The 9,172-nt window shown below is 62.6% G+C and carries 7 protein-coding genes; all 7 read left to right on the top strand.

All coding sequences use genetic code 11. The annotated features are described in order from the left end of the window. Positions 1-292 precede the first annotated feature (292 nt). The 7 genes from secA (at position 293) to B5F33_RS05730 (ending at position 8,912) form a co-directional block, all read left to right on the top strand. Positions 293-3,091 (top strand): preprotein translocase subunit SecA, encoded by a 2,799-nt coding sequence (gene secA / locus B5F33_RS05765; protein ID WP_087410845.1) that lies wholly within the window; start codon positions 293-295, stop codon positions 3,089-3,091. Next, complete coding sequence (prfB, locus tag B5F33_RS05760) at positions 3,091-4,251, top strand: peptide chain release factor 2 (protein WP_087410844.1); 1,161 nt, start codon at positions 3,091-3,093, stop codon at positions 4,249-4,251. Before secA ends, prfB begins: the two co-directional genes overlap by 1 nt. A 268-nt stretch (positions 4,252-4,519) precedes the next feature. Continuing rightward, complete coding sequence (locus tag B5F33_RS05755) at positions 4,520-5,410, top strand: YitT family protein (protein ID WP_087410843.1); 891 nt, start codon at positions 4,520-4,522, stop codon at positions 5,408-5,410. 94 nt (positions 5,411-5,504) lie between these two features. Beyond that, on the top strand, positions 5,505-7,121 hold the full coding sequence (locus tag B5F33_RS05750) for a hypothetical protein (RefSeq protein ID WP_087410842.1): 1,617 nt from the start codon (positions 5,505-5,507) through the stop codon (positions 7,119-7,121). Positions 7,122-7,133: 12 nt separating this feature from the next. Next, the gene (locus B5F33_RS05745; protein ID WP_087410841.1) at positions 7,134-7,646 is read left to right on the top strand and encodes a hypothetical protein; all 513 of its coding nucleotides are present in this window, start codon (positions 7,134-7,136) and stop codon (positions 7,644-7,646) included. Positions 7,647-7,749: 103 nt separating this feature from the next. Then, positions 7,750-8,022: a DUF1778 domain-containing protein gene (locus B5F33_RS05740; protein WP_087410840.1), complete on the top strand. Its 273-nt coding sequence runs from the start codon at positions 7,750-7,752 to the stop codon at positions 8,020-8,022. 608 nt (positions 8,023-8,630) lie between these two features. Then, the gene (locus tag B5F33_RS05730) at positions 8,631-8,912 is read left to right on the top strand and encodes a hypothetical protein (protein WP_087410838.1); all 282 of its coding nucleotides are present in this window, start codon (positions 8,631-8,633) and stop codon (positions 8,910-8,912) included. Positions 8,913-9,172: the final 260 nt, after the last annotated feature.

The following is a 9,172-nucleotide window of genomic DNA, read 5'->3' as shown; positions in this document are numbered from 1 at the left end:
TCTTCGCGGGCCGGCCGATCCGGCCCCCGTCCGGGAGGCTAGCGCGAAACGCTTCCAGGACTCAGCGGGACATGTCCCGCTGAGTCCTGGAAGCGTTTCGATGAACTTGCAAATCAAACCTCAGCGTGGTTTCTACGTGGCGCTACGTAACCTGCACAATCCCGTAAGAAGCAAAGGGATAGAATAGCCTGCGTCTGAGTATGTCCGTCGGGGAATTCACGTGCGTGACCTGCTGCAATGTCTGCATGTTGCGCCGCGATGCACCCGACGCTACCACGAAAAGGGAAACCGCATGGGATTCGTTTCAAAGCTGCTCTCGTTTGGCTCCGACAAAGAGCTTAAGCGTTATTGGAAGACGGTGGCACGCATCAACGAGCTCGAGCCCACCTACGAGAAGATGGACGACGAAGAGCTCGCCCATCAGACGGTGCTGTTCCGCGAGCGCTACGAGGGTGGCGAGTCGCTTGACAGCATGCTGCCCGAGGCCTTCGCCGTGGTCCGTGAGGCCGCGAAGCGCACCGTGGGCATGCGTCACTTCGACGTGCAGCTCATCGGTGGTATGACCCTGCACGATGGCCGCATCGCCGAGATGAAGACCGGCGAAGGCAAAACGCTCGTCTCTACGTGCGCGGGTTACCTCAACGCCATCCCGGGCAAGGGCGTGCATATCGTCACGGTCAACGACTACCTGGCCAAGCGTGACTCCGAGTGGATGGGCTCCATCTACCGCTTCCTGGGCATGAAGGTCGGCCTGCTGCAGAACGGCATGCCGCTCGAGCAGAAGCGCCCGGCATACGCCGCCGACGTCACCTACGGCACGAACTCCGAGTTCGGTTTCGACTACCTGCGCGACAACATGGTCACGCGCGCCGAGCGTCGTGTGCAGCGCGGCCACGCCTTCGCCATCGTCGACGAGGTCGACTCGATCCTGATCGATGAGGCACGTACCCCGCTTATCATCTCCGGCGCCGGCACCAAGTCGGCGAGCACCTACAAGGACTTCGCGCGTGCCGTCCGCGGCCTTAAGCGTGCGGAGGAGGTCGTCCGCGACCCGCTCGACCCCGAGCCTGCACCCGAGCCTGACGGCGACTTCGTCATGGACGAGGCCAAGCACACCATCGCCGCGACCGAGCAGGGTCTGAAGAAGATCGAGCAGCGCCTGGGCATCGACGACATCTACGCCGACCTGTCCGGCCAGCTTGTGAACCACCTGCAGCAGGCGCTCAAGGCCCAGTACATGTTCCATCGCGACAAGCAGTACGTGGTTACCAATGGCGAGGTCAAGATCGTCGACGAGTTCACGGGCCGCATCATGGAGGGCCGTCGCTACTCCGAGGGCCTGCACCAGGCCATCGAGGCCAAGGAAGGCGTGCTCGTCCGCGAGGAGAACCAGACGCTCGCAACCATCACCCTGCAGAACTACTTCCGCCTCTACGACAAGCTTTCGGGCATGACGGGTACCGCCATTACCGAGGACGCCGAGTTCCGCGAGATCTACAACCTGCCTGTCCAGGTGATTCCGCCCAACAAGCCGGTCCAGCGTATCGACCACGAGGACCTCGTCTACCGCACCATCGACGCGAAGTATCGCGCGGTCGCCGACGACGTGGCCGAGCGTCACGCCAAGGGCCAGCCGGTCCTGGTGGGCACCGTGTCCATCGAGAGCTCCGAGCGCCTCTCGCGCCTGCTCGACAAGCGTGGCATCAAGCATCAGGTGCTCAACGCCAAGTATCACGAGCGCGAGGCGCACATCGTCGCGCAGGCCGGTCGCCTGGGCGCCGTGACCATCGCCACCAACATGGCCGGCCGTGGTACGGACATCCTGCTTGGCGGCAACCCCGACGAGCTCGTGGACGGCATGCTGGCCGACCGCGGCATCGAGCGCGAGGACGCCGATCCCGAGCTCGTGGCCAAGCTGCGCGAGGAGGCCAAGGCCACCTGCGCCGAGGAGCGTGAGCAGGTGAAGGCTGTCGGCGGCCTGTGCGTCATCGGCACCGAGCGTCACGAGTCCCGCCGTATCGACAACCAGCTGCGCGGCCGTGCCGGCCGTCAGGGCGACCCGGGCGAGACCCAGTTCTACCTGTCGCTCGAGGACGACCTCATGAGGCTCTTCGGCGGCGACAAGATGGATCGCATCTCCGCCATGATGGCCGACGCCGACATGGAGAACATGCCCATCCAGCACAAGATCATCTCCAAGGCCGTCGAGGGCGCCCAGCGCAAGGTCGAGAACATCAACTTCTCCATGCGTAAGAACGTCCTTGAGTACGACGACGTTATGAACAAGCAGCGCCAGGTCATCTACGCCGAGCGCAACAAGATCCTGGACGGCAAGGACCTCGCCGGCCACATCACCGACGTCATGGAGGACACCGTTTCCCGCTGCGTGGGCGAGTTCGTGCCGGCCGACTCGCACAAGGGCGAGCGCGACCTCGAGGGCCTGCACAAGTGGCTCGTCGAGCTTACCGGCCACATCGATGCGCCCACCTTCGAGGACGACTTCGAGAACGTCGACGAGCTCAAGGAGAAGGTCCTCGACTACGTGAAGACCTGCTACGACGAGAAGGCCCAGCGTCTGGGCGACGAGCTCATGCGCGAGCTCAACACCCAGGTCATGCTGCGCGTCATCGACACGCGCTGGATGAACTACCTGCAGGAGATGGACTACCTCAAGCAGGGCATCGGCCTGCGCGGCTTTGGCCAGCGCGACCCGCTCGTTGAGTACAAGTCCGAGGCCTTTGCTGCCTTCCACCTGCTGGTGAACACCATGTACGAGGACTACCTGCGCACCGTGCTGCGCATTGAGGTGAAGGCCGCGCCCATGGCCGCGCGCCAGCCGCAGCCCTCGGAGCTCTCGGGCGCCAAGTACTCCGGTCCTACGGATGCCGACGCCGGCGCCTCGACCGTGACGCGCCAGGCTGCTGCGAATGCTGCAAATGCCGCCGGCAAGGCTCCCGCGCCTGCTCAGGGCACGGTGAAGACCTATGTGAAGGCCGAGTCGGGCGACCCGTACGCCAACGTGGGTCGTAACGATCCGTGCCCCTGCGGCAGCGGTAAGAAGTTCAAGAACTGCCACGGCAGGGACCGCTAATGGCGGATGCTGCCGCCTCGGTGGCCGACCAGCTTGACGCGCTTGAGACGCGCCTGGGTGAGGTTGAGTCCTACCTGCATGTGGATGAGAAGCGCGCCCGCGTCGCCGAGCTCGAGCAGGCAAGTGCTGCTCCGGGCTTTTGGGACGACGCGGCGCACGCCCGCTCTGTCATGGCTGAGCTGTCTGCCGCCCGCGACGATGTGAAGGCGGTCGAGGACGCGCGCGCTCAGCTGGCCGATGCTCGCGCCGCGCTCGAGCTTGCCTCCGAGATGGACGGCGACGACGAGGCTGCCGAGCTTGCTTCTGAGGCCGCATCAACGGCAGAGGCGCTCGGCCGCTCTGTCGACCAGATGGAGCTTTCCAGCTGGTTTACCGGAGAGTTCGACCACGGCGACGCGATCGTGACCATCAAGCCCGGGCAGGGCGGTCTTGAGGCTCAGGACTGGACCTTCATGCTCTTCAAGATGTACATGAAGTACTGCGAGCGCCGTGGCTGGAAGGTCACGGTGAACGATTGTCCGGCGGCAGAAGGCATCGGCATCGACCGCGCCACCTTCACCGTGGAGGGCAAGAACGCCTTTGGTATGCTGCGTGCCGAGGCGGGCGTGCATCGTCTTGTGCGCATCTCGCCCACCGATGCCAAGAAGCGCCGCCAGACCACCTTTGCGGGCGTCGAGGTCATCCCGGTGCTTCCGGACGACATCGACATCGAGGTTGCCCCTGATGACATCCGCGTGGACGTCTACCATGCGAGCGGCCCCGGCGGCCAGGGCGTGAACACCACCGACTCCGCCGTCCGCGTGACACACCTTCCCACGGGCATCGTCGTCACCTGCCAAAACGAACGCAGCCAGATTCAGAACAAGGCCGCGTGCATGCAGATCCTGAAGGCCCGTCTGTACGAGCTGGAGCTGCAGAAGCGCGAGGACAAGCTCGACGAGATCCGCGGCCCCAAGCACGACATTGGCTTCGGCAACCAGATTCGAAGCTATGTGCTGTACCCCTACCAGATGGTGAAGGACCTGCGCACGGGCGTGGAGACGGGCAACGTCGACGCCGTGCTGGAAGACGGCGACCTGGATCCCTTTGTGGTGGGCTATCACCGTTGGGCCACGGGTAACGCGGACTACGCTGCCGGCACCGAGGGCGAGGAGCTGTAGCGCTTCCGGGCGTAGCGTCGGCGGGGGACGAGCAGCTGGCGCGATGCCGCTGTGCGTGTCTCGGTGTCGTGCGGCCCGAGGTTGGGCATCCCGGCGCTGGATGACGTATTGTGTGTTGAAAGACCTGTTAAGCGTTTTGATCGTTCGGCGCGATTCGACCGGATTGGACTGCATGGTAGCGAGGGCCATCCTGGACGAATCGCGCCGAACCTTTTATAACGTTCGATATAAGCGCGGTTGATTGCGCCGCGTCGTGAGAGGGGGACGCATGATTCGTCGGATGGATGCCAAGGCGATTATCAAGTCTCAGTTCATACGCGATGTGCCGATGGTGGCGGCCGGGTGTGCCATAGCCGCGCTCGGCATCGACGCCTTCATGGTCCCCAACGGCCTTGCCGCCGGCGGCGTGACGGGTCTTGCGACTATCATCGCCGAGCTGGGGTCGCGCGCAGGGCTTGTGCTGCCCGTAGGCGTGCAGACTATCGTTTTCAACGCGTTGCTGCTGCTTTTGGCCTATCGCGCTGGCGGCGCGCGCTATGCTCTGCGCACCGTGGTGGGCTTCGTGCTCCTGGGCTTCTTTACCGATGCCTTCGCACCGCTTGTTGCCGCGTTCGTTCCCGACGACCTTATGCTCTCGGCGCTTTGGGGCGCCATCATCTCGGGCCTGGGCTATGGGCTCGTGTTCCGCAGCGGTGCTAACACGGGTGGCTCAGACACCGTGGCGCAGATCATCTCCCGCAAGACGTCGCTTCCGGTGGGCAGCACCGTCATGGCGATCGACGTGGCGGTGTGCGCGGCAAGCGCCCCGGTCTTTTCGGTGGGAAACGCCCTCTACGCTGCACTTTCCATGGTGATTATGGGATACGTCGTGGACATGGTCGTGGACGGCGGCAACCGGCGCCGTGCGGCGTTTATCGTCTCCGAGAACTACGAGGCCATCGCGCAGGACATCATGCGCGGTATGAACCGCGGCGCCACGCTCATCGATGCCCACGGTATGTGGAGCGGGCAGGACCGTCCCATGCTCTTCGTGATTTTGGGTAAGCGAGAGGTGACGATTCTGAAGGCCATCGTCGCGGAGCACGACGAGCATGCCATTATGGTTATCACCGATGTGAACGAGGCGTTTGGCGAGGGCTTCAAGGGTTTGACTCTGTAGAGCTCCCGTAGTCACCAGGATGAGTCCGGGCAGAGCAGGGTAGGCCAGCTGCCCTGCTACAATGGGGTGACCACTTCGATTCCGGGAGTTCAACATGGCCGAATCCAGGGACAGCCTGCACAGCGATCAGGACCAGAGCCTGCATCGGGACGCTGCCTTCGAAGCATATGTGTCCGGAGACGCTTCGGCGGAGGACGGGGCGACCGATGCTGTGCCTGTCGACGAGCCGGTCGATGCCGTCCAGGGCGACGCCGCACCGGTCGATGTAGAGTCCGCTGGCGTGTCGACCGATGACGTCTCGGCCGATGCCAGGCAAACTGACGTCGCAGCGACCGATAACGTGCCGGTCGATTCCGCGCCGGCTGCCGCCGCGCCAGCCGATGCGGCACCAACGCGCGCACTTCCAGACTTCTCGACCGACTTCTTCGCGAACGCCTGCGAGCGTGCGTCCATTGCCGAGCAGGAAATGCGCGAGCGCGATGAGGCTCTGCGATCGCTTGCGGGCGAGCCGTCTTCCACCTGGCGGCTGCCCGGCGGATCGCGCGCCGTCTCGGGAACTCAGCAGCTGCCCGAAGAACTCAAGAAAGCTGCTCAGGAGGCTGCGTCGGCCTCACCGAACCAAGATGCCGCCCAGGATGACCAGGCTGTGACCCTGCGCACCCGCCGCAACGTGATTGTCGGCGTGGCCGCAGCGGTGGCGGCGGTTGCCGCCATTGCGATCGGCGGCTTTGTGGCGATGGGCGGCCCAGCGCTGTTTTCCAAGGTCGACGTTGCAGACGTTGAGCGCGCTTTGGAATCGGACGATGCGTTCATGAGCGGTTTTGCCGCGGACGACTATGTGACGCCCACGCCCTACACCCTTTCGGACGTGCAGATTCAGCAGACTGGCGAGGGGGAGGACGGCTCGGTTACCGTACAGGCGACCGCCGAGCTTACTAACGAGAGCTTTGAGAGCGACTGCTCGGCGACGCTACTGTTCGTGCGCGCAGGCGACGCGGCACGCTTTCCGCAGTTTGCCGACGTCTTAACCGACGGGCTCGACCGTGCGGATTGGGTAGGCGTTTTGCTTGACAGCTCTGCTACGACGCGGGCTATCGCGGGGGTGACCGAGGACAGCGACATCGCAGGCGATTTCTCGCCCACCTTCGACGAGGCCGCGCAGACGTGCACCTATACCAGTGAGAACACCTACGAGCTGTGGTTTGGTGTCCGCACGGTGGACACGACCTATACCTATACGTTTGACGGCGAGACGTGGACGCGTTCGGCCGGCGATCCTCAGTCGACCATCGCGTACGACGCCGATGCGCTTCAGGGTTCGTACACTGGACAGGGCGGGGATGCGTCTCGCATGACGGCGTTCCGCGTGGGCAACGTCGACGCGGCTGCCGGCACCTTCGCCCTTGAATACCAGGCAACACCTTCCGGTTTTGGTAGCGATCCCATTTCGGGCGTTATCACCTGCACGATTTCGGTGGTCGATGCTACAGACGCCGCGCGTGGATATCGCCAGGCGGACGGGTTTGCCTATGCCTTCTCGGGCGATGGTTCTAGCACGGGCGGTGACAATGCGGCGCATATCGAGGGCTATCTGGGCCTCGACGGGAGTATCGTCTTCGATTTCACTGGCGACTACACCCGCATGCCCTTCCTGTTCGGTGATCCCACAAATGAGTCCATGGAAATCGCCGGCTCCGTAGTGAAGGAATAGCTGGGAGGAATCATGGCGCAGCTAAGGCAGTGGATACGTCGGAAGAGGTTCACTGTGCTTGTTGTGGCTGCAGTCGTTTTGCTGGCAGCAGGAGCGATTCATGCCGAAACTGCTTGGCGGTACGCCATGGATCGAACGATCAGCTCCTGTGACGCTGTTCAAAGCGATATCAACCGAGCGCTTCAGCTACAAGGAAAAGATCGCCGGGAGCAACTGGAGTGGGTCGCATCGATTGATGTGAATGGCCTAGGAGCATTGTGCGACCAAGGTTCTATACATCTTTCGGCAAAGCGTTATGGGGAACTTCGCGCTGTTCCTGCCAAGCTTTCCGAACAGATTCCCGTTTGCAACGATACGGAGCTCACGCAAATCAGCGGTACCTGTCTCGAGGCGGGACTCCTGCTACAGGATGTTCGCGATGGCGGTTTTGTTGACTCGCTGCTTGACCACTTCGACCCTGCTCATTGTCGCTTCTGCGAGGCGATTGATCTTCTGGTGTTCGCGGGAGAGATTGGTTCCGCATAGCTGCATTTTGTCGGCCTTGTTGTCATAGCCCAACATATCCGCTATGGAATGTTGAGTCTCGCTATAATGTACGGTGAATTACCGTACATTAGGAGGCGAGGGCATGGAAGCAACGGCAAGGAAAACAGGGCGCCTGGATTTGCGCATGTCCGATATGCAGAAAGGGCAGATCGAGCAGGCGGCACATCTCAATGGCATGAGCGTGTCGCAATGGTCTATCAGCAGGTTAGTTGAAGCCGCGCGGCAGGAAATTGCGGAGCAGCGGTTTTTCGAGCTGTCAACTCAGGCATTCGACGAGTTTGCGCGGTTGCTTGAAGAGCCGACTGAGCCACGGTTCGATGCGTTTCGTCGGGAGACGACCCGATGGGAGGCGTAGGTTTCGACAGGCCCAGACCGCTCCAGAACGATGATGACATCGATGGTTTTTCCTCCGGAACGGAACTCATCGACCACTGGGTCGCGACGCGCGCACGGCATGCGCGAGAGGCGGGGACAGCTGTGGTATACGCCTCGTTTTGCGGCAAGACTCTGGCGGGGTTCTATACGTTGAGCGCCCAGTCGGTACTTCGTGCTAGCACGTCAGGCTGGCTGGCTCGCAATGCGCCACTGCAAATTCCCGTCATTCTGTTGGGAATGCTGGGGGTCGACGCTCGCTATCGGGGGCAGGATCTGGGGAGAGACCTGCTTCTTGACGCTGTTCACCGTTCGGAGCTGGTTGCAGAACATATCGGTGCACGGGCACTTGTGGTTGACCCCATCGACGAGAGTGCTAGGCGGTTTTACGAGCATTTTGGATTCCGTCCGGTTCCAGGGTCGGACAGGATGTTCGCGAAGTTGCACTGAGGGGGGGGCGAATGGCTCGGTTTGAGCCGTGTCCTGTGGTTCCGCCTGCGGCGGCTATTGTGCCGCTGGAGGGCCGGCGAATCGCATCGTATGTGCAAGGGTATGCTCGCCGTATGGGGAGATTCGTCGAAAGGGGCGGCCATGGAAATGATCGACTACCTCTATATCCTGCACAATCAGCTGTATGTCATCTTGGTTGCCTTTGCGATTCCCTTTCTGATCGCACTCGCCATTTCCGCTCTCGTGCTCTATTTCGTCGTGCGGCGTGCTGTGCGTGTCGGAGTGACCAGGGCATATCACGAAATTCATGGTGAGCCGTCGTCGCCCAGCTCCCCGCAGACGCCGGGCCAGCCGTCCGGAGGAGCCGCATCCGCCCATCCGCCGGTGACGCCGACCTCTGCGAGCCACTTCAAATCCTCGTAGAAGAAGGTCTTGCTTCCCATGCTGGCGGGCGAGTGGTTCGAGTGGTCAAAACATCGCTCGGCTGGGCAGCGTTCAAGTTTATTCATCGCCGTATTGCTTTGATATGGGCGTAATCGGGTGGTCCATGGGGCCGGGTGGCGGCGCGCTGTGGTCAAAACCATGCTCCGGTGGGCAGATGGCGCCTCGGACATACGGGTCGATGCGTCGTAAGCGGAGCGCGCGCGCCCAGCGGGCGGCAGAATTGACCGCGCGGGCGACGC

Origin of the sequence: Collinsella sp. An2 (genome assembly GCF_002160065.1) — a bacterium.
GTDB lineage: Bacteria > Actinomycetota > Coriobacteriia > Coriobacteriales > Coriobacteriaceae > Limicola.
The sequence above is the reverse complement of the archived record's forward strand: the minus strand, read 5'-3'. Positions and strand labels throughout refer to the sequence as shown.

What these genes read in the sequence shown, in the direction of transcription:
- secA (WP_087410845.1), top strand. Translation starts at nt 293, where the DNA reads ATGGGATTCGTTTCAAAGCTGCTCTCGTTTGGCTCCGACAAAGAGCTT.
- prfB (WP_087410844.1), top strand. Translation starts at nt 3,091, where the DNA reads ATGGCGGATGCTGCCGCCTCGGTGGCCGACCAGCTTGACGCGCTTGAG.
- B5F33_RS05755 (WP_087410843.1), top strand. Translation starts at nt 4,520, where the DNA reads ATGATTCGTCGGATGGATGCCAAGGCGATTATCAAGTCTCAGTTCATA.
- B5F33_RS05750 (WP_087410842.1), top strand. Translation starts at nt 5,505, where the DNA reads ATGGCCGAATCCAGGGACAGCCTGCACAGCGATCAGGACCAGAGCCTG.
- B5F33_RS05745 (WP_087410841.1), top strand. Translation starts at nt 7,134, where the DNA reads ATGGCGCAGCTAAGGCAGTGGATACGTCGGAAGAGGTTCACTGTGCTT.
- B5F33_RS05740 (WP_087410840.1), top strand. Translation starts at nt 7,750, where the DNA reads ATGGAAGCAACGGCAAGGAAAACAGGGCGCCTGGATTTGCGCATGTCC.
- B5F33_RS05730 (WP_087410838.1), top strand. Translation starts at nt 8,631, where the DNA reads ATGGAAATGATCGACTACCTCTATATCCTGCACAATCAGCTGTATGTC.